This is a genomic window from Aequorivita viscosa (assembly GCF_900106795.1).
Taxonomy (GTDB): Bacteria; Bacteroidota; Bacteroidia; order Flavobacteriales; family Flavobacteriaceae; genus Aequorivita; species Aequorivita viscosa.
In genome coordinates, this window is the sequence record NZ_FNNS01000024.1 from 33,858 (window position 1) to 60,522 (window position 26,665).

Below are 26,665 nucleotides of genomic sequence, written 5' to 3' on the forward strand. Positions count from 1 at the left end.
CCAAATCCCAAATCAACCAATCCCAAATTTACCAATCCCAAATTAACCAATCCCCAATCATCCCCCACAGATCAACAAAACTCCCCCTCCAGAAAGTAACATAAAACAAAAAGTTTTAAGCTTTCTCACACAAGCGAACTGGTACTATGAAACCAAAATTACTGGCATAAATAGAATCGAATTTACCAGGTATCAAAAATTAACACACATTTTTGATAACAAGTAAAACTTAAATCATCTTGAATGTGGTTTAAATGATAGTGGAGTACTATAATCCAATCCGTCTAAGGATTGTATTTTTCATATAGTTTTCTTAATGTAAACTGACCATTAATTGCAAACTCGTTGCACAAAAAGTTCGCTCGATTTATCAAATCAGGTAGATTAGACTTATATAAAGTCTCCACAAAGTCAGTTATTTCATCCTCTAGTGTAGAGGCATAGCGAACATCTTTTAATATTAACACCTCAAATATTTGACTCGCTTGGTTAAGGCTTTTATCCTTGTTTCCCTTGTCTTTTAATCTGTTTAAGGTTTCTATTATTATTTCAATGTTTATGCCTCGGGTTATGTATTGGCTACTACGAATAAGAAGGTCTGTCGTAACTTCGTCGAGAATTGTAATGTATTTAGAAAGATTTAAAAGAACACCAAAATCCTTAGAACTTTTTTCTCTAGAAGGGCTCTCTTTATTTTTATTATTCTCGAGAATATTTAGAATATAAGCCCAAAGTCTTTTGGTTTTGGATATAAACTTCTCTTTTTCTTTTACATCAAGATCTAAGTAGTACTTTTCGAAACTAAATGAAAGAGAGTGGACTAATCCTCTTATCGATTCTAAGCCTTTCTTTTCCAAAGATCTAACCAAAAGGCTTCCATCCTCTAAATTTTCATAGTTAAATAAGTAGAAAATAAGCAAATGAGTTTCAAAAGGGGAATTTCCCATTGTCGAATCAACAATCTTCCAATTATTTATAATCGCCTCTTCATAAATAGGTTTTAGGATATTATATTCAAACCTTGAGCTATTAGGATTTATAATATGTCCTCCAAAATAGGACATTCTTGTTTGCACATTCATTGACGGAATAACGCTTAAGAGTTGTTTTGACCATTCCTTATCCAAATAGAAGAAATTCCCAAGATGCCAACCAAATATCACAAAAAACTCTTGGACCTCTCTCTTTACAAATGAGTCATATATTTTCTTTTCTTCATTTGACCATTTGTTTGGTGTATTTGTATTATGAGTGACCTTAGCATTTTTAAACGAATAGTTTAACAATGAACTAATTATTACTCCAGTGGTCGAATTAACCACTTGATTCGCGGAACCAAGCTTATTCTGCTGTTTCTTAGGAAGTTCATTCGTGACATATTGATTGCAAAATCTCACCAGAATTTTAAAAATTTCAGAAAGTGAATCCCCCGAAAGGGGAGTGGTATCGTTTCTCAAACCTTCATCAAGTAAACGGCACATGCTTATTATTAGATGGGTTGGATCATACGGAAAAGAGACATTTTTTAATGATAAGTTATCAGTGCCAAAATTTGGTTGCGAAGTATATTTTTTAATAAATAAAATAATGTTATCCCAATGGATTTCTTGTTTCTCCCTATTTAAATCAATGAGAGCATAGAATATTATGGAAATATACCTATAGGGCACTTCCAAAAATTTTATGGTGTTATCCATAAATATTGAAGGTTTATTTTTGATAGCTTTTTCAAAACTTCCCTCCAGGCCATCAACGCTTGCGCTTCTGAAAGCCCTCTCCGGATCAAAAAACTTAAGATAATTGATAAGGGGTTCAATGGACATTTCTTCGATTTCCTTTTTAGTCAGCGGTGAGATGCTTCCCCAAGTTACATATTCATTTCGTTTTGGGTGAAAGTCCTCTTTAGTCTGTGATTGTTCCGTAGCCAACCTTTTATAGTCTGTCTTTATAAACTCATTTTCAGAAAGTGCAGAATACCATTTTAACCTAAAGTCATCGTAGTACTTTCCCCCATTGTTAAAAAAACTATTCTCTTGGGATCCAGCATCAATAACTTCCTTAATGATGGAAATATCTTCTTTCTCTAATCGTTCTGCTATTTCTTCCAGAAAAAAGTATAAATCATCACTAACCAAATAGGTGGAAAATAATTTGTTTTCATCTTGGTTGGACAGATAATCGAAGAAAATGGCTTTAGTTGAGAACCAAGTTTTAGATATAACATAAAGAGTGATAGATATTATTTGATGATTATTCTTATATCTTTCGCTTAGGAGGGTTTTAAGAATATCGATTAACCGTTCGGGAGAGGCTTTAGCCATCTCGATTAATGTGTTTTTTAGAATTATAGAGAAATTAGTTTTTATCGAATAAGCGTAATCATTAAAATTCGTAGCTCCAAATACACTTGTGGCAGAATAGTCTGGAGATGCTTTTAGGTATTTCTCCAAATTATCTGCTATGTAAAGTATGGTATCATTTGAACAATGAGCCGCAATAGCCTGAGATAATATAGGATTGTCACAGGCTTCCTTTAGTCTATACGCTCTAACTAAAGAAAAATACTTCCCGCTCTCATAACTGCTCTTATCTCTAAAGTGCTCCTCCTTTGTAAGAGAAAATATTATTCTCGTCAATTTGTCTAAAAAGCCTTGGATGTTTGGAACAATGGGTTCTTGAAGAAATGAATAATAAAATTGGAAAATTTGATTGCTTTCTAATATGTTCTCATATTTGGTTTGGAGACAATGAGGAATTAAACTCATAATCCTATCGGAAATATATTCTTTAGGAATGTTCGTTAGAATTAATAGTAGAGTATACCTTATTCTGTAATTATGCACGTAATCTACAGTTATCGAATAAGTTAAAATTTCATCCACTAAATTAACCAACACCTTACCAAATTCTTTAGGTAGCGTTCCCTTATTAACCTCAATTGATAGATATTCTAAATATTCGGTTTGATTCCAATACTGATCTTCTCTTATAGTTATTGGTGAAAAGAATCCATTTTTATATAGTGGCTCAAACCAACTGGCCTTTTTTAATTGTGTATAAAAATGCCTTTCCTTTTGTAAATCATTTAAAAGATTCGGCAAAGTCAATAGTATTTGCTTGCTGGGCACTTCATATTGAACAAGCCGTTCAATCCTCTTGAGTTGATTAATAAAACTTCCAATAAGCTTCGAAAGGATATCTTCATAATCATTCCATAATGAAAGAAACTCTGTGAGTTTTCTAGGCTCTCCATATGCTCCCTTTTTATGAGCATATTTTGGAAACTTCTTGGCGACTCCGAAGTATTCTTTTGCAAATAAGTCATCATCTGGGAGGTCTAGCGCTGTCAGAATAGACACCAAATGATTTTTATCTTTGTGTTTAGTAACCTCTCGTTTTTCTTGTTGGGCTTCCTCAGGAGCTAATACATCTCTAAGGCCTGCATCAATTTCTCGAGCAATATGCGCGATTAAATAAGACTTGGATACAATTTCATCTGTTTGTTTTATAAGAATAGCGTCTGCATATAGACTGGATACTTCTTTGCCGATGCTTTTAAGACCTTCATATATAGCTTTCTGCTTTCCTTGCATTTTCATTTTTCCAACTTTGTTTAGTTGTAATACCTTATCCCTACTAACAATAGTCACCTGAGGTAGAGCCTGTTTACAAGCGAAGGCAAATCGGGTTTCAATGACCTTTTTCTTCATTTACAATATGTCTTTCAATGCCGACAAACAAATATCTCAAAACAATTCTTCTTTTGGACTACGCTCTTAATTTTATTATTGAGGTGACCATTCATAGTCAATAAGTTGCCCTAAGTTATCGGTTATTCTATTATTATGACTTAACCTTACATATTTTCCAGGGCTTCCTTTTAAAACTTCAACATCTTCGCAAATAATCCCCTTTGATTGTTTGTAATTCCATACCAAAGTTGTAGCAGCATCGCTTAACGTTTCCAACAATCTGATTACCTCCTTTTTTGTCTTCTTACTTACTCTTGATATAGAACTTTCTCCAACGGTATGAAATGCATAATTTGTTAGTACATGATCTTTATTTTTCCATATTCAAGAAATTCTAAATTTTGTCATAATTCAGATTATTTGTTTTGTTATTTATCAATACCTCTAACAAGCTAATAAATAACACTCGTCCATAATATGTGAAACAAATAGAAGTTGGATTAAAATATTTTTCCAAAAGCAGATTAATCATAAGCCCACCCATCGCAGATAACCGAATGGGCAGGCTTATTAATTGGGGAGAATATCAAATATAACGATCCTTACGAAATAAAGCGAAGTTAACTTGTATATATAAAGGAAATATTTTATTAAAATGTATTGCGTAAACGTTATATGTTTCATAAATGTTATATCTTTGCGATCTAAATGAATGATATATGAAGTATGGATAGTAAATCTTTGATAAAGATGCTTAAAAAAGATGGTTGGGAACTAGATAGAATTAAAGGGTCTCACCATGTATTTATTCATCTAACAAAAAATGGAATAGTTGTTGTTCCTCATCCTAAAAAGGATATACCGGTTGGAACAACTAGTTCGATTTTAAAACAAGCGGGGCTGAAGTAAAGTAAGCCCTACTTGTATCAAAGATTTTAAAATTATCTATAATTTCAGATTTTCCAAAGGAAAAAATAAAAAGGTGTGTTCTTAGTCACACTAACAATGTACAAACACGTTGGCAGTAATTAAAAAGAGAGAAAAGATGGGAATCAAAGTCAAAGTAGAGAAATCTGCTGACGGAGTATATTGGGGCACCACTCAAAATATTCCGGGAGTAGTAACTGCGGATGGAAAAGATTTAAACGCATTAAAAGAAAATTTAAAAGAAGCTTTAGAATTATATCTTGAAACAGCTCAAGATATTGATGATAAAAAAATCTTGCAATTATTATCAGAAGGGATTAGTTTTGAATATCACTTGGAATTGTCAGAGTTATTTAACAAACTAAAAGTGATTAATAAATCTGCCTTTGCTAATAGAATAGGGATAAGTCCAAGTCTTTTGAGACAATATTCTGTAAATAAAGATATTTATATATCGGAAGAAAGAGCTAAAAAAATTGAAAGAGAGTTACATTCATTAGGTCAAGAACTTCAGTCTATTAGGCTGTAACACTTCTATATCATTCATTTTAAAAGAAGGTTGTCTTAAATAGATAACCTTTTTTTATGTTATGTTGTGTTTTTTGAATAAGTAATGTAAGTTTGGATATGGCACAGAGTTTAAGAAAATTCTTTCTACGTTTTAATTACACTGAGGAAAAAGGATTCATTTGCAATATACCTGCTTTTAAAGAAAACGTGCATTTGTCAATTGCCTATAGCAATAAGAGAAAGGAATTCAATATCCATTTTACCGATGACAATATTAAGGAAGTAGGCTCAATACGAAGAAAATTTATATTGGTAATGTCATCCTTTAGATTTTTTCTTTTCATAAATAGATTTGAAAAGCTTTATAATTTCCATCATTTAAAAATGATTAGGGACTCAGAAGTAAATCTCGGTAAATTAAAAAAGCATGGTTTTATGTTTTTTCATGTACCAGATTCTATTGTAGAAAGTAAACTACTCCACCTGAAAGGACGAGGTAAAAGAATAAAGATTAGAGAAAATGTCGATTTAAATGCTATGGCAGATGGTTTTCTGCCCATTACGGAAATTCATTCCTGTACAGACTCTTTTTTCCAAGCCTATAAATGGAAAGGAGAACATTTGTCTTTTCAAGGAATTATTTTTAAAACAAATAGTTCAAGAAAACTGTATTTCGTGCCTAAAAAAAAATACAACAGATTTTTGAAACATAGTGCTATTGTGGTTTACAATTATCTTAATAAATATCCAACCCCCGAGACTTTAGAATTCAGAAAAATAGCATTCGAAAATTTAAAGCATCCCTATTTAAATAAGTAAATGAACAATTATATTTTAGAAAATTATTTTAAACAGGAAATCATAAAGAAGCAGCTAAAATAGGCTTCGAAATTGCCACTTCAAAATCGTTTAATAAAACCCTACTTGATTTTTAACAGTTCGTATGAGATCCGCACTATTCTCCCAACAAATCATCATCTAAAATCTCCCAATACCCTCCCCATCAAAAAGTTAACTTAAACTTCCCAACTACCTCCCCTCCGGGGAGGTCAAAACTGCCTTTTCCGGCAGTTTTGGGTGGGGACAGCTCTAGCCGTACCACAGTTTGAACCAAAATTGTCTGGCTCTATGAAACCGAAATCACTGGCACAAATAGAATCGAATTAGCGAATAAGTGGGTCAGCTTGATCCGGAATAGCCACTATTAATATGGCAAGGTGTTTTGCGGTGAGAAAGGGAACGCGATGCAATCGCGCCCCAGCGGGGGGGCACATATAAAAAAACTGAAACCCACCAATTACGGAAAACCATAAGAGTGGGCTTTTAAATTGGGGAGAATACCAAATTGAATAATTTTACTTATTTAAAAAATCTATGAAGCATACTACTAATGCTACTTTAATTGACAGACGAGGATACGGGCGAGCCTTCAGCAAGATCGGGATCTATTTTATAAGCTTTATAAAATATCTGATTTTTTTCTCCAACGTTCTATGCCTTGATATTCAACATTTTTCAACAATTCATCAAATTTCATGTTTTCATTAAATGGCTTACAATGTCCAAAATACTTGATTTCTAAAGGTTGAATATTATTGCTATAGTCATTAGAGGATTTGTTAATATTATGGCTCAATATCCAGTTTGTTGAAACCCACTGATACGACGACCACCCACAGTAGCTTAGAGCATTTATATTGTCGCCAAAATAGCTTGTTGAACCATTATAGGCATGAGCGTATTTAATATTTTCATTTAATCTTTTTACTAAAAAGTATAATCCCTCTTTCAATTGAAAATGAATTTTTAAATTGTCCGAATGCGATTTCCCTAAAATAAAATCAGCTAAGTCTCCTAAATCATATGGAGTTCCAGCAGTGACGACTTTACACCCTGCATGTTTTGCAAAATATCGATATAAATCTTTTTTTCCATCCAACCACTTTCTGCCATAAACTTTTTCAAAATCAATACTTTTTTGTGTAAACATCAGATTATAATTACTTTCTATGTACTTAACGAAAATATCATATGCTGTATCATGTGGACAAGTAACTTTGACATTACAATTCACACAAATTACTTTTGGAAAAATGAGTTCCTTAGGTTTATATGATTGAAGATTTATTGGCTCATCATTTCCAGAAATATACGTTAGATTATGTTTCTTAAATTTTTTACCATAGTTTCGTTTTAAATCAGAAGCTTTAAATTTATGCTCTCCAGAATCACTATTACTTCCACATATCCAACATTTTTGATTCATAATCTATGAGCTATTTGGCCTAACTTTTACATACAACTTAATATCGACTTAAAGTCAACTCACTTGAAATAGCTACCGATGAAGCTAAAAAGAAGGTATTGGGTGTGTACCATGCCAATGGCTGAGGCTATATTATTTTCATTCCGTTTATATTATTATCTTTTAGAAATTGTTTTAGTTCTGGGTGGATTTTAACAACCTTATTATCTATATATGATTGAATAAAAGCAGCAATTTCATATTGACAATCTTCCGGCGGTTCCATTCCACAATCAAGATAATCAATCATATCACCTGAAGAAATTAAAGCTGATTCAATCATAGTAATTAAAACTAAAAATAATGTAATTATATATGATGTTCTAACGTTCACGTTTCCAAAATAGATTTCTAAATGTTGATTATGGATTTGTATTAAATTATGTGATGAAAATTGGCTGCCGTTGTTGTGAACATAATTATTGAGTTTGGATCGCAAAATTTCCCAATAATTTCCAAGCTTATAATTAATGAGTATTTGCGAAATTTTAGGGTCTGTTTGCAAAACTTTCATATAATTTTCAAAGCTCAACTTCATTCTAATTTTCCGTGGTAATTCCAACACCTTATTTTCGAGCCATGCAGTAACTGCCTTTTCATCATCGTTCAATGTTGTATTAAATTGCAAATTGGAAAAGCTTTTTAGAAACTCTTCTTGGTTTTCCATACTAAAATTCTCTAATGATTCTTCTGTAAAAGGTTTTCTCTTATTTACAACGGTTAAAATATAAGTGTACAGTAATAAATCATCGCGAAGTTTTCTAACTAATGTGTTGGCATCGGAAAAGCTACCAATGGAGCAACAGAGCTTTATGCTCCTTAAAGTTTGAACGGAATTGTCTAATAACCTCGCATTTACAATATGAAAATTCTTGTCTGAAATAAAGGCAATTATTCTTCCACTTAGGTTTATTAAATTAGTAAAGTCATCTAAAAATTCAATGTTTTGATCAAAGTCCTTCTCAAACATTTTGAATTGTTTGGATTCTGACATCTTACCTTGATGGTTATAGAGGATTTTCATGTTTAATGCGAATTTTTAGGGGAGAGTTACTAACTTGTTTATACCATCAACTTTATTCGGCTTCTCACGTCAATAGTTTTGAATAAACTCAATTTTTTAAAAATTTCTTTCGCCAAGATTCAAAATATATAACAAATATAAACTTACCCATTACGTAAAATCATAAGAGTGAGCATTTTAATTCGGAAATACCAAATATAATGATTTGTCGGTTTCAAAAATTGCATTACAAATGGAACTATAAATAGACACTCTTTCTAAAAGCGTACCAGTAGGGAAAAGCTTATATTTTCCTTAGTTCAGATTCAAATTGTTCCTTTGTCAATATTCCTTTTCCAATAATTGTTTTTCTAACCATAGCAAAGTGGAATTCAGGAACCTCATCGTTAGGCTTAATCTGTCGTAAAACTATAATTGCATTGTACTTATCATAAGAATACACCAAGTGTTGACCATTATTGCGCTTGTAAATAAATCCGATATTTTTCAATAACTGAATCAGTTCTTTATGTTTAATTTTTCTATTCAAGATGTTCAATTTTTCCTTCTATTTGGTCTAAAATATTATTTTTATACGTTTGAAAATTTTTAATCACATTTTCATTAATTGTGTTACTAATTGGAATATTCACACTATATGATTTTTTTACAGAATTAATATCAAAATCAATTATTTTCTCAAAATATGCTTGAATATAAATCCAATATGATTTTTCTATTTTAGCGTCATATAAAACAAAAATGCAGGGATAAGGTTCAAATAACCATAGATTTAAATCTCTTTTATCGATAGGAAAACTGATGTATTTATTTTTTCGGACAAATTTGGGTGAATCAGTTGCTTTTAGTTGGATAAAGATTGTTCCATTTTCAAATTCACCATCATCATTGTAGGTGTAAATGTTGACATCATACCCATAATCCTTTTCAAAGTGCTCAACAGAAAAATTATTTTTAAGTGAATAGTATTCTATATGATTAGCACTAAAATCAGCGATGACGTGTTCTCTAGTTCTAATTTTTTTATTTATACTTTTTTTCGCCAATTTTCTCAAATTATGCCCTAATGGTTTATATTTTAACGTTATTAGGCTTAAACCTTTCATCGGGTTGGTCGGTATGCCTAAGATATTAAAATTTCCAAATATAAAACCAACTCAAACCCTCCCATTATGAAAAACCGAACGGATGGGGGTTTATATAGGGGAGAACACCAAATATATGTTTTTCTTTTAAATGGGCGATAGAGTGGAGGTACTGAAATAATTTAATAGCCTATACCTTTGTAAGATATAGATGAAGGGAATTTGCTATAGGTTGTCTTTTTAAAATGTGGACACGTAGAATTGATCTTTCAAAACGAGGTAATTGACGAAGTCAAGACACGAATCAAACTCAAATTGAATCAACTGTTTTGGAAAGTGGCACAAATTAAACCGTTGGCACAGTTCGGACCGGAATGTCTGGTGCAAATCGAACCGATTTACCCAACTTTCAATCAAACGACCGCCCCAGTTTATCCATCCCCCCAAAACTCCTTAATAGAGCACGATACCCATTTCGCTTTAAACTTCCCAACTACCTCCCCTCCGGGGAGGTCAAAACTGCCTTTTCCGGCAGTTTTGGGTGGGGACAGCTCTAGACGTACCACAGTTTTGAACCAAAATTGTCTGGCACTATAAAACCGGAATCACTGGCACTAATCGGACCAGATTAGCGAATAACGAGTTCATCTTGCTTCGATATATTCACTATTAATCTGTTACGGTATTCAGAGGAGGTAAAGGAAACAAGATACTCCCGAAGTGTGGGGAGTACACTAACGGGGGGCACGCGCTCCGAGCTATCTTTGAGCAACGAAATTTGGCATTAACTCATATTGTGGACAACTCACTGGTCTTATTCACTGATTGATTTACGAAATTATATAAGTAAATTTGTTATAAACATTCTCAACATAATCAATGAAAGAATTTTTACTAAAAAAAGGAAATAAGAATTTAATTCTTTTAGTTCATGGTTTTACTGGGGGAAAAGAAACATGGGTCGAAAAAGGAGTGAATAGAATACCTGATTACCTTAAAGAAGATGAAGACATAAAATTAAACTATGATATTGCATACTTCGAATATTTCACAAAATTCACTGATAAAATTGAAAAAATAAAATGGCTTTTTGGGTTAATAACAGGCTCAAAGAAAAAATTTAAGCAGAACCTTTCAATTGACGACATAAAGGATATTTTATTTTCAACATTAATTGATTTCTTTAAAAGATATGACAAAATTGTAATAATAGCCCATAGTATGGGAGGCATCATTACAAAGTCAGCAATCCTCAAATTATCAGTAGAAAATAAAAAGCAAATCGATCTTTTTATTTCTCTTGCAGTACCACATAATGGCTCGAACTTAGCTAATCTAGGTAAATTAATCTTAAATAATCCCAATATAAATGAACTCACTCCACTAAATAAAATTATTGATAAAATAAGTCGTGATTGGATTGAGTATTCTGTTAAGGATGCTTTACCCGAAACTATTTATTTTCAAGGAAAAAATGATAATATTGTTTCAAATCAGTCGTCGATTGGTTATTCTGGAAGAAAGGAAGAAGTCGTATATTCGGATGATGACCATTTTAGTATACTTATACCAGAAAACAATGACTCCATCGTACTGAAATCAATTATTGATTTAACACTGGATATTTTAAAAAAAACGCCTAAAAAAAATCCTCTAATTACATCACATATTAGTGAAGAGTCTATTGCACATATTACTGATAGAATAGGTAATAAGCTCGGTTTAGCATTGCCCAAATTTGAAAACCAATTATATACCAGAGATAGTATTCCACAACTTTCATCAAATATTTCAAAACGTTCTAAAACTATAAAAACCTTATTAAGGGAAACAGAAAAAAAGTGGATAATGCTTAATGGGATGTATGGTACAGGTAAAACACAATTAGCAATATTGATTGCTCAATATTTAGAGATAGAAACAATATGGATAAGCTTTAATGATAGTGATGGAAAATCTATTCTTGAAAAAATATTTAAGACATTTGAAGTTAATACCGATATAGAATTAAAAAGTAAGCTAGATAAACTCTTTAAAGAAAAAAAACACCTTTTAATACTTGACAATTTACCAACTTTTGGTATTCATAACAGTGTCGATAATAGTTTTAATTCTTTTATCTCCAACTGTGTAGAATATAATATAATCATAATTTCAACTTCACATTATACACTTCCAAGTTCCATAAAATCTGTTCATAATAATAATGTTTTTGAAAAACAAATCCCTTTTTTAAATCTGAAGGAATGTAATGACATAATAAAAACATATCCAAATAGCATTCATTTTAATAGTACAAAAGCTCTTCATGCCATTACGAATGGACATCCTCTGTACTTTCAAGTTATCTGTAGATATTTACAAAATACAAACTGGGTTATTAAGGAAGAACAACTTTTTGATTTCTTTACTGGACAACTTTTTTCTGATTTAACAGATGAAACTCTTTCAAAATTTATTTTAAAAGTTGAAGATGAAAATACTCGAGAACTTCTTTATAGACTAAATGTTATTAAAGGTGATGTGACAGAGAGTAAGATAAATGTAGTTGCACAATGTAAACCGAAAATAGATAAACCTTTTGAAAAAATATTAGGAGTAACTGGTAGTTGGGTTCAGAGAGATGGAAATAAATATTTCATTTCTCCACTTTTTAAAAGACTTGGCGATAAACATATATCTAAAGCATTATTGTGTAATATCAATTATAATTTAGGAAAATCTATACTATCAAAACAAAAGGTTTCGCAATTCGATGTTCAAGATGCCATTATGCATTTTATAAGCTCAAAAAAATATGATGATGCTGGATTTATAATTCTAAAGTTTATGCAACATTGTTTATCTCAGCCAAATCAATTTTTTGACTCTAATTTTGAACTTTATACGTGGTATTTTAATCCAATTCCGAAGGAAATGAATCTTATACTTCGTTTACTTATTCGGAGTCTTCAAGTTAATTTTGAATTTAATAAATTAAGAGACAACGATAAAGACTTAAACTTTCTTAGAAAAGATCTAATATTATTAGTTGATGAAGCACTTAAAGAAAAGGTTGATGTTTATTTTCCTGCGTTAATACTTTCCACCACATATATTAAGGAAGAAAGTTCAGAAGCCATTAAATACTTTTCTCTTTATGTAAACAGTTATGCCTATGGGCAATTGCCAGAAATGCAAATTAATGAAGAAAGCGAAATTCTTAAATTCGATAAAAATGTGGTTTGGCTTTTATTATACAAAGTTGATGATGTCAAAAGTCTTAAAAAATGGTTTGAAAATGTTGGGCAAATGGATAAGTCCATCAATGACATAGATAGTGAGCAAGCTTACTTATTTTCTGAAAAACTTTTTCATAATTTTATAGTTAAAGAAAAAAAATCACTAACACCTGATTGGAATGGAGTTTTAGAAATTTTTTCTTATATCTATAATAAATCTCTTGAACTCGATATCTTAATATTAAAAGCTTTCGCCATTAAGGAGCAAATAATAATCCTTTCTGAAATGCTTCACGACATAAGTAGTGCTGAAAAACTTTATCTCGAGTTCAAAGATTCACTTCAACAAGAACTAGCATATTTTCTTATTACTGATGAAATAGGAAGACAGTTTCACTATCATCAAAATAATGAAAATGCTGAAAAATATTTATCGGAAGTTGTAAATATAGAAGTTGAAAAATTTGTGACTGTAAAAGCTGACACCTTTTTAACTCTTGGAAAAATAAATGGCGATAAAAATATTGAAAAAGCTCATTTATTTATTGAAAGAGGTCTTGGTTTTATGACCGATAATATTTTTATTGATGAAATTTCCTATATTCAATATATTGGAGAGTATGCTACTTCATTATTTCTATTAAATAAAAATGACGAAGCCATTTTAAAATTTATAGAAGGTTATGAACTATTGCTGAATTCTTTTCAAGAAAACTCTTTTTACATTAATACACAAGTTAGATATGGCAACGCCATTGGTTATATCTCTAAGATGACAGAAACAGGTTTAGTTCCAGAAGATAACTTCACCAAACCTTATTTAGGATTTATAAGCAACAATAAAGATTTAAATGATCTTTATTTTTCCGAAAAATTACTTCTAAATATATTTATAATTATTCAGTTCTTTGAAAAGATTGATGATGAAGTGAAAGCTAAGCACTGGGCTCAAAAGATTTTTGATTTAAAAGATAAATATGGAATTGGAATATTTTATAGAATGTTAAACAATTTAATTGGCTATGAAATCATGAATGGTGAATTAAATACTGCCTTCGAGCTACAAAAAGAAAATATTTATTTAAATCAAGAATTATTAAAAAGAGATTTAGAAACGATTGAGAATCAAATTGAAAAGGATTTGGTTGAAAGTTTTCAAAAAAAGATTAGACTTTCAAAAAAAGATTCAGATTTTGATTTGATAATGTTTTCTGTGGTACCAGTGTTATTTTATTTACTTAAACAGCTATTAAGAGAAGAAATAAAAATTTCTGATTTGGTTCAATTGTATTTGGAAACCATAAGAAAATATTCAGAAATTTTTACGAATAAAGAATTATATAAAGAGTTAAATTATATTATAAAAAACTTTCCTAATAATAGTGAAGAATCTAAAAGCTTACTAGACCATGTCAATAGAACAAATCCAGCAATTTTTGGTTATATTCAATCAGTCGCTTATTTAATATGTCCACTTAGTATGAACAGCAAAGAAGCAATTGAATTTCACTTTAAATTGTTCCCAGAATTAAAAATTTACGGAGGAAGTATAGAAACTTATTTAGTAATTCCATTTTTAATTGAATTTTGGAAAAATAAATTAAAAAAAGAGCCAGAAGCTTTTCATAATATTGGAAAGTTATATGAAAATCTCAACAAAATCGATAGAGTGAAAATCAACTTACGCATAAAAGGAATTTTTTCATTAATATCCGAAAGTTTAAAATACAATTTGAATGAAAGTGATAAATTATGGTTAGAAGAATACTGGGAGGAATACGAATAATTAAAACGGTATTAGGCAATAATACTCTATAGGTATCTGCCATTTGTGTAATTTAAGTACGTACAACAAGGATTTAAAATTATACCATTTCATCAGAATACCTAGATTCCCTTTCCGACGAAAAAATGGTTATATGTTTTCTAGCTTATAAATGATCTTTTTAATTTTCAAAATCAATTAAGTCCTCAGGATGTATTTTCAATCCATTAGCGATCTTCAAAAAAGGTTTTAAAGTAATATTTTTCTGTCCAAGTTCAATCTTATTAATATCACTTGAATCAATTGATGCGTGAAACTCGACTTCGTATTAAAAGAAAAAAAACGGCTTAGAGGTGGAGAAATCAATTTCAGAAATCTACAAAGCATTTAATTGTCCTTTTTCTTTTTAGAATTTTTATTTATAAAATTTTCTAAATCCTCAAAAGACAACCCTAATGTTGCAAGATTCGTTTTAATGTGGAATGGGGGAATGTCTTTATCTTTTTCTCTTACCACAATTCTTCTGGTCAAACCAGGTTTTTTCCAAAAAAAATGCGAACCTTTTGGATCGCCGTGACGGTAACAACCGTGATGCTCTAGAAATTTGAGAAATAATTTCATTTTTATGGGTCTAAAATCACCCATAATCATGCAGTTTCTAGAAGCTCTCTTTTAACGGTGCCTTCGTCAAAATCCCTTAGTCGTCCATTTTCATCAACATATGCTTTAGAGAAATTTTTATTATGAAACTTCTGCTTTTTAAAGCCTAAAGAAATAAGATAATGTTCTCTTTCCTTTTGGTTCATTTCAAATAGATCTTCACAAAATACCTCCAATTCATTTCTCAATAATTCTAAGGCTTCATCCTCTGTCTTACCATAGCCAGAAATCTCCAATGAGGGACAATAATGCAGAAAATACTCCCCTTGCATTCCTGTCAAAATATTTAAGGTAGCTCCAATCGATCCGTTTTTAATTCGAATCTCATCAATATCCGAAGCTTTTTTCGAATCAACTTCAAATGCCATTTTACTCATATAAAAAGATTTTTATTGGAATATTATAAAATTAATTGTATTTAATAGGTTAATTATCAGACGAAATTTACCCAATAAAATTACATTGAACGGGCTTAATCTTGGATAGCCTACAAATATAATGTTTTTTATCAATATCTATTCTTTCTAAAATCTCATTGAAAAATACAACATGTCATTTACATTATATTCATTATTTAAATTTTTTGTTGAAGTAGAGTATAATAGAACTAAGAATAAAATAATTAATCTGATTGCTTTTGAGGAAGGAAAACTTTTGGAGAGATATTGGATATTGACAGATTTGAAATAATTTATTGTTGGATATTGATTTCAATATCCAACAATTCCTTAGGATGAACTCCAAGGCCATTGGCTATATCACATAAAGTAATCACTTCTAAACTAATCTGTCCTTTTTCAATTTTACTTATCTGGCTGTGGTCAACATCACATAATTGTGCTAATTCTCTATAACTAAAACCCTTAGATTCCCGATATTTCTTTATGTTTTCACCTAGGATGCATAAAATAGTTTTTTTCTGATTTTCCTCCATTAAAACTGTATTAAAGCAGGAATATCAAATAATTGGATTAAAAAATTGTAGTGTTAAAACACTACATAAGGAAACTTTTATTATATTTGTCACAATAACATATATTTGCGATTCTTCTAAGAGCAAAATACTAGAAGCTTTCGCTTTGAATCTCGACTTGAAAACTGGTAATTTTTAGACAACGAGATGATAAGCAGATTGCTCACGACCCGGGCGTGGGCTCTCTTATCGTTGTCAGGTATACCAGTACCCCAAGTCGGTAAGTTGAGTTCCGCGCCTACTTTTTTCTACAGGTTTTTAATGCCAGAGAGTATTGTGGTGTAGCTTGATTCAACTGCCTTGTTAAAAAAAACAAAACGGTGCAGATAGCGCTGGGAAAATTCATTCCCTTAAAAACCGCAATGCTATGCCTTATGGTAAATCACATATCAAGAAATTGACGGAATATAGATCGCTCTTTGATGCGCTCTATCCACCGCTGTGCCTATTTGCCAACAAATACCTCAACGATATGGATACCTCCAAAGACGTCGTTCAAGAGGTGTTTATAAAAATATGGGAGAAGCAACCAATATTTACAAACCACAACACTACCAAAGCCTACTTTTACACCACCGTCAAAAACCATTGCCTTAATTACCTAAAAAGTAAGCACTATAAAACTATAGACAAGGCTGCCACAATAGACTTGTCGATACTAAAGACCGAAGACTATTTTTTTTCAGAAATAGTTACCGCAGAAACTTATGCCCAACTGTATAAAGCAATAGAAACACTACCAAAAAAATCTGCAAAAGTCATCACGCTTTCCCTAAACAAGTATACCACCAATGAAATTGCCGAAGAACTCAATATCACCCCCAGCACGGTTAGAACCCAAAAAAGCCTGGCATATCAAAAACTTAAAGGTCTATTGACACCTTTAAAATATCTTCTTTCATTTTTATGAATACTCAATGTATCGCCCAACCTTACATATTCAACTAATCAACAGTTTGTTACGTTTTTGAAAGGGATGAAACGGATGAAGTTTATTTTCTTCGCACCCTTTAGGGATGGGGTAAACGAAGAAAATAAACTGATAAATCAGGTCAAACATTTAGTAATTAAATTCAATAGCGTCCTAAACAATTTTATTAATCTCTGCAAAACACCTCATTTTATTATTATTTCTGGAGGTAAATGTTTAAATGGGTTAAAATTTTAAATCGAATCAAGGAGTGGCCTATCGAAAATTTATCGTAAAATTTGAAATGAGAGCAGCGTTAAAAATTTTAGGCTGTTTGAGCATTCAAAATTTTTATAGCTAACTAAAAATATTCAAGCGAGTTCCTAAAATTTAGCTGCCGAATGATAAATTTAGGTAAAGTTTCGTCAGCCTAGACTTTTTTGTTTCTTTTTTGGGCAATGCAAAAAAGAAAGAACTTCAATCAATTTTAGGATTTTGAATATTTTTGCAAAATTTTATTTAAGCCAGGGTTTTTTTCCAATTTAATTTTAGACACTTTCCCATTTCTGTTGTTATAGAGGTATAAAAGCATCTCAATGACAATCTACAACCGCATTTTTGCCTTAGCAAACAAATTAGCCAAAGCCCTTTTCAATAGTGAAGGAACCGCCGCCTTAAAGGAAGCAGACTATTTGAGTAAGGAAACTACGCAACGTATTCAAAACAATCTATCCAAGCCGGTCGTAGAAGAGCAACTGGGAAAATTGAAAGAAATTGATGTTGAGAAGGACTGGGGCAAAGTGGCTACAAGGTTACAGAAACCAACCAAAACTCTAATACCTAGGTTATATAAGGCTGCCGCCATAGCCTTATTATTGTTTTCATTCTCATTTTTCACCTACAACCATCTTCAAAAATCTGAGCAAAAAACTTCTGTACAGTTCGTCATTGAACCAGGAACAGATAAGGCGTTGCTAATTCTAGAAGATGGCAAACAAGTAACACTAAACCCTGAAACTTCGTTCAAAAATAAAGTTGCCCAAAGTAAGGGAGATAGAATAGAATATAAACCTGTGAACGCTCAGCTCCATACAGTTTTTAATTATTTGGTAGTGCCTAAAGGAGGGCAATACCAAATAAAGCTTGCAGATGGTACTGAAATATGGTTAAATGCAGATACCAAAATAAAATATCCCGTCGCCTTTCAAAGAGGGGAGACCCGTACAGTAGAACTGCTATATGGCGAAGCTTATTTGCTTGTTTCCCCAAGCTCTAAACACCAAGGAGATACATTTAAGATTCTTGCGAAAGGACAAGAGGTAAATGTAATCGGCACTACATTCAATTTAAAAGCCTATAACGATGAAGAAAAAATATACACCACTTTGGTCGAAGGCAAGGTCCATATAGCTACTGAAGATAAATTTGCAGAATTACACCCAGGAGAACAATCTGTTTGGAACCATAACACAAACCAACTATCAAAGTCTTTGGTAGAGGTAAGTCATGCAACTGCATGGGTTAGGGGATATTTCTACTTCGAGAACAAGCCGTTAAAAGAGATTATGCAAGTCCTTTCCAGATGGTACGATGTACAGATTTCCTTCGATTTACCCGAACTACAGAAAGTAAAATTCAGCGGGTTGCTAAGCAAAAAACAAACAATTGAAGAAATATTGAACGGAATACAAAACACTAACAGTATAAATGCCTATGAGATAAAAAACAAATCCATTACAATCAAATAAAAAAAGAAGGGAGAAGAGTCACTACCTGGAAAGTATAAACCTCAACTCCCTTTATAATTGGAATATTAACCAATCAATTCACAAATTTATGAAAATTAAATTAATAAAGATGCTTGCAATTCAAGCAAGCCACCTCCCGAAAATAATAGTGTGTACCATACTATTCTTTAGTTGTGCCACCGTTTTTGCCTTCGCATCAAATCCGCTGGTTTCTCAAAACCCAAAAATTACGATTGATCAAGATAGGAAAGTTACTATCTATGAAGTTTTTGAAATAATAGGAAATCAGACAGATTGTACATTTATATACCAATCAGATATTTTTAAAGGCTTGCCTAAAATAGAGCTTAAAAAAGGCATCATCAAGGTAAATGAGCTATTAGAGCATTGCCTTCCACTATCCAATTTTAATATTATCACAACAAAAGAGAACTACATTACCATTACCCTCCGAATTAGCAAAGCCTTTCCACAAGGTAATATAAAGGGAGTCGTAACAGACTCTCTAGGTATTGGCATGGCTGGTGTAAACATCCTCATAAAAAACAGCACCAAAGGCACACAGAGCGATTTGGATGGGCAGTACACTATAATCGCACATCCTTCCGATACATTGGTGTTTACTTATATGGGATTCAAATCTCAGGAAATAGCGGTGGAAAGCCAAACCATCATAAATGTGGTAATGCAACCCGATGCCACCGCCCTGGACCAAGTGGTAATCAACGCAGGCTATTATAAAGTATCCGATAAAGAGAAAACAGGAAGTATTGCTCGCATTACGGCTGTCGAAATAGAAAACCAACCCGTCTCCAACCCCCTTGCAGCTTTGCAAGGACGGATGGCAGGAGTTCAGGTCATCCAAAACTCTGGAGTTGCTGGGAGTGGCTTTGATGTAAAAATTAGAGGTAAAAATAGCATTGCAGCGGGTAATAATCCTCTTTATGTGATTGACGGCGTCCCCTTTATGTCTCAAAGTCTCAGTTCAAGAGACGTCTCAGGAGGTATCTTACCTGGCGGTAATTTTAGTCCCTTCAGCTTTTTAAACCCTTCCGATATTGAAAGTATTGAAGTGTTGAAAGATGCAGATGCTACTGCTATTTATGGGTCACGAGGCGCCAATGGAGTTGTACTAATAACTACCAAAAAAGATCGAATAGGTGCAACCAAATATGCAGTTACAGCAAAAAGCGGAATCGGACAAATTGCGAATACTCAAAAACTCCTAAATACGCAGCAATATTTGAAAATGAGAGCACAGGCTTTTAGTAATGATGGGATTAGCGAATATCCCTTTTACGAATATGATGTAAATGGCACTTGGGATCCTAATCGATATACCGATTGGCAAAAAGAGCTTTTGGGAGGTACAGCATATTTCCAGGAATATCAGGCTTCCGTTTCAGGGGGTAATCGTGGCACTTCCTATTTTCTCAGTGGAGGCTTTCATAATGAATCCACCGTATTCCCTGAAGATGATCGTTACAAACGTATGAATGGATTGGCAAAAATAAGTCATAGTTCCCCAAACGAAGGCTTTAAAGTATCACTCTCTACAGCGTACACCCATGAAAATAATAACCTCCCAGGTGCCGATTTAAGTTATCAAGCCCTTACATTACCTCCCAATGCTCCTAACCTTTATAATGAAGACGGTACACTTAATTGGGAAGATGGAACTTTTAACAATCCAATGGCAGCGCTTGAAGGTGACCTTCTTTCCAAACGAAATAGTCTTTTGGCAAATGCCCTTGTGGAAGTCAAAATACTAAAAGGCCTTGCAGTAAAAGCTAATTTAGGATATCAAGATTCCAACCTAGCGGAGTACCGTACCAATCCACATACTAGATTCCCACCACAATATGGCTTTGATAGTCGTGCTTCTGCTATCTACACCAATGATGGTTCTCGAACTTCTTGGATTGTAGAACCGCAGTTGAGCTATGTTTATAAAATGCCTAAAAGTAAATTGGAAGTCTTGATGGGCTATTCCGCGCAAAACGAGAAAACGGATACTTTCTCACAATACGCAGAGGGATTTGCAAATAATAGCCAAATATTAAACCTGACCGCAGCCAATTTTATTCAGGTAACAAATGATACCGAACAGCTGTACAAATATCAAGCAGTATTTGGAAGACTCAATTATAACTATGACGGCCGCTATATAATAAACCTAACTGGTCGTAGAGATGGGTCAAGCCGCTTTGGACCCAACAACCGTTTTGCAAATTTCGGTGCGGTTGGGGCAGCTTGGACTTTTTCAGAAGAAGGAGGAGTTAAAAAAGCACTGCCATTCTTGAACTATGGTAAACTGAGGGGCAGTTTCGGCACAACAGGGAACGACCAAATTGGGGATTATCGTTATCTTAACTCTTATACCAGCACAGGCATTCCTTATAATGGTACCATTGGGCTATATCCAACAGCTTTGTATAATCCCGATTTTGGTTGGGAAGAAAACCGTAAGGCAGAATTAGCGGTCGAACTAGGTCTTTTTAATAGTAGAATAAATACTACCATAAACTACTATCGTAACAGATCTTCAAATCAGTTAGTAGAAGTCCCGTTACCAGGAACAACTGGCTTTTCGAGTATTCTTGCAAATTTGGATGCCCTTGTAGAAAATAGGGGGTGGGAATTTGAATTGAATTCCATAAACCTTGATACAGGTAAATGGACGTGGAATACTTCCTTTAATCTTACAATACCTAAAAATGAACTCCTTGCTTTTCCAAACTTAGAGAGCAGTACCTATATAAACAGCTACGTCATTGGCGAACCAATAACCATAAATAAGGTGCTTCACTTTACAGGGGTTGACCCCGAAACAGGAGTTTATACATTTGAAGATTTTAACGGTGATGGAAAAATAAGTGTACCCGAAGATAGTCAAGCTATTGTTGATACTGCTCCAAAATTTTATGGCGGTATCTCAAACACTATAGCTTTTGGAAATTTGGAAATGCATGTCTTTTTCCAATACAGCAAACAGAATGCATTAAATATATATTCTTTGGGAGTCACTCCAGGAGTAATGGCAAATCAACCTGTTGAGGTATTAGATGCTTGGACGCAAGAAGGAGACCAATCCAATATACAAGCTTTTACCACAGGTTCTAATTTTGAGCGCTCAATGGCTGCCTATAACTTGGCGCAAAGCGATGCTGCTTTTAGTGATGCCTCCTATCTAAGACTCAAAAATATTTCTATTACCTATAACCTTCGAAATATCATCACCAAATCTTCCAATGCCAAAATATTCATCCAAGGTCAAAACCTTTACACCTGGACTGCTTATAAAGGACAAGATCCAGAACAAAACCAAGGCTTTATCCCCGCTTTACGGTGGATGAGTGCAGGTTTAACACTAACTTTTTAAAATACAACAAAAATGAAGTCACTTATAAAACGTAACGAAAAACAACCCGCTTTCGGCATAGTCAGATACCTGATTTTGGCAGTTTTAATGCTCCAAATGAGTAGCTGTGAAAAATCCATTGAACCCGAATTCCCCGATTATCTGCTGTCAGACGAAGCTATTTTTGAAAATGCTTCAACTGTAAATGCTGCTATGGCGAATATTTATGCCGGGCTTCGAGATAATAGTCCTGTATCTGGTAGTACGGATGGAATGAATGTAATTCTCGGTCTCTACGCAGACGAGCTTGACTACTATCGTGCAGACTCACCAATTGATTATGCATTCTATAACCACGCTGTTTTACCAGACAATGGTGCTATAGCAAGCTTTTGGAACAATAGTTACGCCCTCATTTATAGTGTCAATGCTATTGTTGAAGGTTTGGAAACTTCCCCACTATCAGAATCGGAAAAAGAACATTTTCTTGGAGAAGCTTATTTTTTAAGAGCCTATTTACATTTTTACTTGACACAGCTTTTTGGGAGTATACCCTATATAAAAACGACCGATCATTCAATAAATGCCACAGTGTCTCGAATGCCTTTGGAAACAGTATATAGCGATGTGGAACAAGACTTAATTACTGCAAGAAGTTTATTGCCAGAAATGGATAGTAGTGGAGAACGATTACGTGCTTCTCCTGGTGTTGCCACAGCAATGCTAGCAAGATTCTATATCCATACAAAACAATGGGATAAGGCCTTTAGTGAAAGTGACAATTTAATAACAAGCGGTATGTATACTTGGCAACCTCATTTACAAGATGTATTCTTAAAAGAAAGTCCATCAACTATATGGCAATTAAAACCTGAATTTGCGGGGGCAGCAACCAAGGAAGGAGAGGTCTTTATATTCGATTTTGGACCTCCATATCTCTATGCCCTAACAGAAAACTTTATGCAAGGCTTTGAAACAGGAGATCTTCGTAAGGATATCTGGGTTCACGGAATTACAGATGGTACAGAAACTTGGTTCCATCCCTATAAATACAAGCAAGGAATGTTTGGTGGTAATAGTTCAGAATACTCCATTCTTTTTCGACTAGCTGAACAATACTTAATAAGAGCCGAGGCGGCAATGCAATTGGGCAATCTGCAAGAGGCAAAAGAAGATATAAATATAATTCGACTCCGTGCAGGTCTATCACCTAACACTGCCAGTAGTTTAGAAGATTTAAGAAGTGAATTGATGCGCCAACGTAAATATGAACTATTTACCGAACAAGGAAATCGATGGTTTGATCTCAAGAGAATGGAAGTGGCATCACAAACTTTAGGTCCCATAAAAACTGGATGGAAATCTACAGACGTGCTTTTCCCTTTACCCCAAAAAGAACTTTTACTCAATCCAAACTTGAACCCTCAAAACCTAGGATACTAATGAAATTCTCTTTAACAAACTCAAAAATCAATGTTGCAATTAGCCAATTCCTTTTATTGTGTTTGTTTGTTATGGCTTCCTGCCCCCTTGTGGGGCAGAGTGAGCCTAGCAAACCCGTGGTGCAACCTAAAGATTATAGTATGTGGCACACCCTGAGATTCCCGCAAATTTCTGGAGACGGAAAATGGTCTTCTTACCTGTTGGACTATGAGCAAGCCATGGATACTTTGTTCGTGATTGACATAAACGGTAAGATAATATATGAACTTCCAAATGCCAATAACGGACAATTTGAGCCGAGTGAAAAGCCAAAGCTTTTTGCATTTAAACACAATGCTAAGGGTATAGGAGTTTTAAATATGTCTAGTGGTATTACGGAGTATGTCTCGCAAGCAGACCGATTTGAATTTTCAAGTGATGGTAAGTTTTTGGCGGTCTTCAATCTTCAGAAACAAAATGGTTATTTAAAATTGTTTGATGTTGAAAAAAATAAAACAACCATAATACAAAATGTACAGAACTTCAATTTTGATCCCACAGGAAGTACAGCCCTGCTTGTTATAAATAAGGCTAAAAAAGTTCAGGTGGAGTTAATTCGATTACACAATATGCAGCAATCCATCATTTTGAGTAGTGAAAATTCAAACGTTCTTTATCCCACTTGGCACGAAAATGGTAAAACATTGGTTTTTTTAGTAAGCTCCAATGATTCTAAACAACGACTCTATTTTTTTAAAGATGGGGAAACTCCTGTTCTAAAAGAGCTCGATGATATTGATCTAAAAGAATTAGGAGATGTTGAAATTAGCAAACTCGATCTGTCTTTTTCGAAAGATGGGGAGCGAATCTTTTTTTGGAATCACATGCGACAACAAATTTCAGATAAAAATGATGCTGATTCAGTAAAAGTACAGGTATGGAAAGGCACAGATAAATGGATTTATCCCAGACAAAAACTAGATTGGGAGTATAATAAAATAGATAAAATGGCAGTATGGTGGCCACTAGATAAAAAAGTGTCACAGATAGGAACCAACAAGCAACCAGAGGTTATTCTTACCGGAGACCAAAAGTTTGCAATAAGTTATAATATACTAACCTACGAACCTCAAAATCTAGAGTTTCCACAATCTGATTTTTATATTACAAACTTAGAAACTGGCGAATATAAGCTCTTAGTAGAAAAACTCGATACTGCAGTGGGTTATCTTAGTATTGAACCTAGTGGGAGGTACTTAGCCTATTTTAAAGAAAACAGTTGGTGGATATATGATATTAAAAACAATATTCATCGTAATGCATCAGTTGGCATTCCTTTTCCCTTAAACTACAAGCATCCACCACATTCGGTAGATGTTATTCCTTATGGCTATATGAAATGGACAAGAGACAAGGAACTGTTGGTTTATGATGAGTTTGATATCTGGAAAATCAACCCCGATGGCAGTTCTCCGCAAATACTTACCAATGGAAGGTCTTCAAGCATTTCATATAGAGCCTATAATTTTCTGTACGATGGCTTTTATAATACAAGGGCACTTGGCATTAATAGTACTTATAAAACAGTTGAGGATGACGTCTTTATTACACGCGATTCTCTATTTAATTATGGATTCGCTATTCAGAATTCAAACGGAACAATCACTCCGATTCAAAAAAATACAGGAAAGATTAGTGATCTTCGAAAAGCGAAATATGCAAATAGCTATGTTTTTATAAAAGAGAAAAATAACGAACCACCAGCATTGTATTCAAAGGTAGGTAACAGAATTAAAATGCTTGTACAGTCCAATAAACAGCATTATAAATTCCGTGTAGGAAAAACGGAGCTTATTTCATATAAAAATAAGCAAGGAGAGCATTTACATGGCTTGCTACATTACCCAGATAACTATGAGCAAGGTAAAAAATATCCTATGGTTGTACGTATTTATGAATTGCTGTCTCATCATTATCAATCCTATATTAACCCTAGCCTTCAAAATGCAGATGGATTTAATTATAAAAACTTTACGGCTGCTGGGTATTTTGTTTTGCAACCTGATATTTTAATCCAAAAGGGTGAACCTGGGATTTCTGCGACAGACTGTGTTATCACTGCTGTAAATAATGTTTTGGAAAAAGATGTTGTAGACAAGAAAGGCATAGGCCTAATTGGTCATTCTTTTGGAGGATATGAAACGGCATTTATTATTTCACAGACAAATTTGTTTGCGGCAGCTGTGGTAGGAACAGGGGTCTTTGATATAGTGGATTTTTACCATACCGTCGGGAAGAATTCCGGGAGACCAGATCATTGGCGTTTTGAGAGTCAGCAATGGAGAATAGGTAAATCATTTTATGAAGATAAGAAAGTTTATAAAAACAATTCCCCTTTAGAATATGCCCATAAAATTAACACACCCACACTAATATGGACAGGAAATAAAGACTATCACGTAAATTGGCATCAGAGTGAGGCAATGTTTCTTTCACTACGCCGTCAAAAAATAGATGTTGAAATGCTCATTTATGAGAATGAAGAACATGCCCTGTTGCAGTCCGAGAATCAATTACATCTTACAAATTATATTCAAAAGTGGTTTGATAGGCATTTAAAAAACGAATGACTTTAAAGTGGTAGTAAAAATAGATGCCCCGCTGGGGCATCTATAATTAATTGGCGGTTTTAAGGTTGCCAATTCATGTATAATGTGGGACTATCTCATAAAGTGTGTTAGTTAAAAAAATAGCGGGGGCCGGCCCCCGCTATTTTTTTAACTAATTTTAAATTTTTACACATTATGAAGAAAGATGATTTAATTTCAGATGATTTTCTGAAGCAGTTCAAAACCCACGAAGAGCTCACGGGCTTTTTGAAGCAGATCCAGAAACGTGGTATCGAAAAGATGCTCGAAGGTGAGCTCGATAGCCACCTTGATTACGACAAGTACCAAAAGTCTACTGACGCTAATGTGCGCAACGGTCACACCAAGAAGAAAATAAAAACTTCCTTTGGTGAATCCGAGATTGCCGTCCCCAGGGATAGGGAGGCCTCGTTC

Annotated in this window: 19 protein-coding genes; 10 read left to right on the forward strand and 9 right to left on the reverse strand. The window is 33.4% G+C overall.

The genetic code is table 11. From position 1 onward, the window contains the following. Positions 1-284: 284 nt before the first annotated feature. Both BLW28_RS12920 and BLW28_RS15640 read right to left on the reverse strand, forming a co-directional pair. Positions 285-3,710, reverse strand: a complete 3,426-nt coding sequence (locus tag BLW28_RS12920; protein WP_073220613.1) for a hypothetical protein — start codon at positions 3,708-3,710, stop codon at positions 285-287. A 75-nt stretch (positions 3,711-3,785) separates the two neighbouring features. Continuing rightward, complete coding sequence (locus tag BLW28_RS15640; protein WP_143036884.1) at positions 3,786-3,971, reverse strand: hypothetical protein; 186 nt, start codon at positions 3,969-3,971, stop codon at positions 3,786-3,788. 447 nt (positions 3,972-4,418) lie between these two features. Here BLW28_RS15640 and BLW28_RS12925 point away from each other — a divergent pair, with 447 nt between their 5' ends. The 3 genes from BLW28_RS12925 to BLW28_RS15645 all read left to right on the forward strand — a co-directional run bounded on the left by BLW28_RS12925 (position 4,419) and on the right by BLW28_RS15645 (position 5,948). After that, positions 4,419-4,601 carry a type II toxin-antitoxin system HicA family toxin gene (locus tag BLW28_RS12925; RefSeq protein WP_073220610.1) on the forward strand — a complete coding sequence of 61 codons (183 nt, stop codon included), beginning with the start codon at positions 4,419-4,421 and terminating at the stop codon, positions 4,599-4,601. A 136-nt stretch (positions 4,602-4,737) separates the two neighbouring features. Next, positions 4,738-5,148 (forward strand): type II toxin-antitoxin system HicB family antitoxin, encoded by a 411-nt coding sequence (locus BLW28_RS12930; protein ID WP_073220732.1) that lies wholly within the window; start codon positions 4,738-4,740, stop codon positions 5,146-5,148. A 416-nt stretch (positions 5,149-5,564) separates the two neighbouring features. Further along, positions 5,565-5,948, forward strand: coding sequence for a hypothetical protein (locus BLW28_RS15645; protein WP_143036885.1), 384 nt, complete (start codon positions 5,565-5,567; stop codon positions 5,946-5,948). Between the two features lie 640 nt (positions 5,949-6,588). On the opposite strand, the gene BLW28_RS12940 is transcribed toward BLW28_RS15645, so the two are convergent. The 4 genes from BLW28_RS12940 to BLW28_RS12955 form a co-directional block, all read right to left on the reverse strand. Beyond that, positions 6,589-7,395, reverse strand: a complete 807-nt coding sequence (locus BLW28_RS12940) for a hypothetical protein (RefSeq protein ID WP_073220602.1) — start codon at positions 7,393-7,395, stop codon at positions 6,589-6,591. 127 nt (positions 7,396-7,522) lie between these two features. Continuing rightward, positions 7,523-8,458 (reverse strand): hypothetical protein, encoded by a 936-nt coding sequence (locus BLW28_RS12945; RefSeq protein WP_143036886.1) that lies wholly within the window; start codon positions 8,456-8,458, stop codon positions 7,523-7,525. Between the two features lie 283 nt (positions 8,459-8,741). Further along, entirely contained in the window at positions 8,742-8,987 is a 246-nt protein-coding gene (locus tag BLW28_RS12950; RefSeq protein WP_073220595.1) for a type II toxin-antitoxin system HicA family toxin, read from the reverse strand. After that, complete coding sequence (locus BLW28_RS12955) at positions 8,980-9,564, reverse strand: DUF4365 domain-containing protein (RefSeq protein WP_083540797.1); 585 nt, start codon at positions 9,562-9,564, stop codon at positions 8,980-8,982. The genes BLW28_RS12950 and BLW28_RS12955 overlap by 8 nt, the downstream gene beginning before the upstream one ends. Before the next feature lie 858 nt (positions 9,565-10,422). Here BLW28_RS12955 and BLW28_RS12965 point away from each other — a divergent pair. Beyond that, entirely contained in the window at positions 10,423-14,550 is a 4,128-nt protein-coding gene (locus BLW28_RS12965; protein WP_073220589.1) for an alpha/beta hydrolase, read from the forward strand. 366 nt (positions 14,551-14,916) lie between these two features. Here the strand turns inward: BLW28_RS12965 and BLW28_RS12970 are convergent, their stop codons facing one another. The 3 genes from BLW28_RS12970 to BLW28_RS12980 form a co-directional block, all read right to left on the reverse strand. Next, positions 14,917-15,150: a type II toxin-antitoxin system HicA family toxin gene (locus BLW28_RS12970; RefSeq protein ID WP_159431780.1), complete on the reverse strand. Its 234-nt coding sequence runs from the start codon at positions 15,148-15,150 to the stop codon at positions 14,917-14,919. A gap of 26 nt (positions 15,151-15,176) precedes the next feature. Then, complete coding sequence (locus BLW28_RS12975) at positions 15,177-15,566, reverse strand: hypothetical protein (RefSeq protein ID WP_083540792.1); 390 nt, start codon at positions 15,564-15,566, stop codon at positions 15,177-15,179. A 314-nt stretch (positions 15,567-15,880) separates the two neighbouring features. Next, positions 15,881-16,123 carry a helix-turn-helix domain-containing protein gene (locus BLW28_RS12980; protein ID WP_073220586.1) on the reverse strand — a complete coding sequence of 81 codons (243 nt, stop codon included), beginning with the start codon at positions 16,121-16,123 and terminating at the stop codon, positions 15,881-15,883. A gap of 406 nt (positions 16,124-16,529) precedes the next feature. On the opposite strand from BLW28_RS12980, the gene BLW28_RS12985 reads away from it, so the two are divergent. The 6 genes from BLW28_RS12985 to BLW28_RS13015 all read left to right on the forward strand — a co-directional run. Beyond that, positions 16,530-17,072 (forward strand): RNA polymerase sigma-70 factor, encoded by a 543-nt coding sequence (locus BLW28_RS12985; protein WP_073220582.1) that lies wholly within the window; start codon positions 16,530-16,532, stop codon positions 17,070-17,072. Between the two features lie 596 nt (positions 17,073-17,668). Next, entirely contained in the window at positions 17,669-18,820 is a 1,152-nt protein-coding gene (locus BLW28_RS12995) for a FecR family protein (protein ID WP_073220576.1), read from the forward strand. Between the two features lie 88 nt (positions 18,821-18,908). After that, positions 18,909-22,202 carry a SusC/RagA family TonB-linked outer membrane protein gene (locus BLW28_RS13000; protein ID WP_083540790.1) on the forward strand — a complete coding sequence of 1,098 codons (3,294 nt, stop codon included), beginning with the start codon at positions 18,909-18,911 and terminating at the stop codon, positions 22,200-22,202. A gap of 12 nt (positions 22,203-22,214) precedes the next feature. Beyond that, positions 22,215-23,624, forward strand: coding sequence for a RagB/SusD family nutrient uptake outer membrane protein (locus tag BLW28_RS13005; RefSeq protein WP_073220573.1), 1,410 nt, complete (start codon positions 22,215-22,217; stop codon positions 23,622-23,624). Continuing rightward, complete coding sequence (locus BLW28_RS13010; protein ID WP_159431779.1) at positions 23,624-26,233, forward strand: S9 family peptidase; 2,610 nt, start codon at positions 23,624-23,626, stop codon at positions 26,231-26,233. Before BLW28_RS13005 ends, BLW28_RS13010 begins: the two co-directional genes overlap by 1 nt. A 174-nt stretch (positions 26,234-26,407) precedes the next feature. Beyond that, positions 26,408-26,665 (forward strand): transposase (locus tag BLW28_RS13015; protein ID WP_177165894.1); only part of this gene is annotated, 258 nt, incomplete at its 3' end.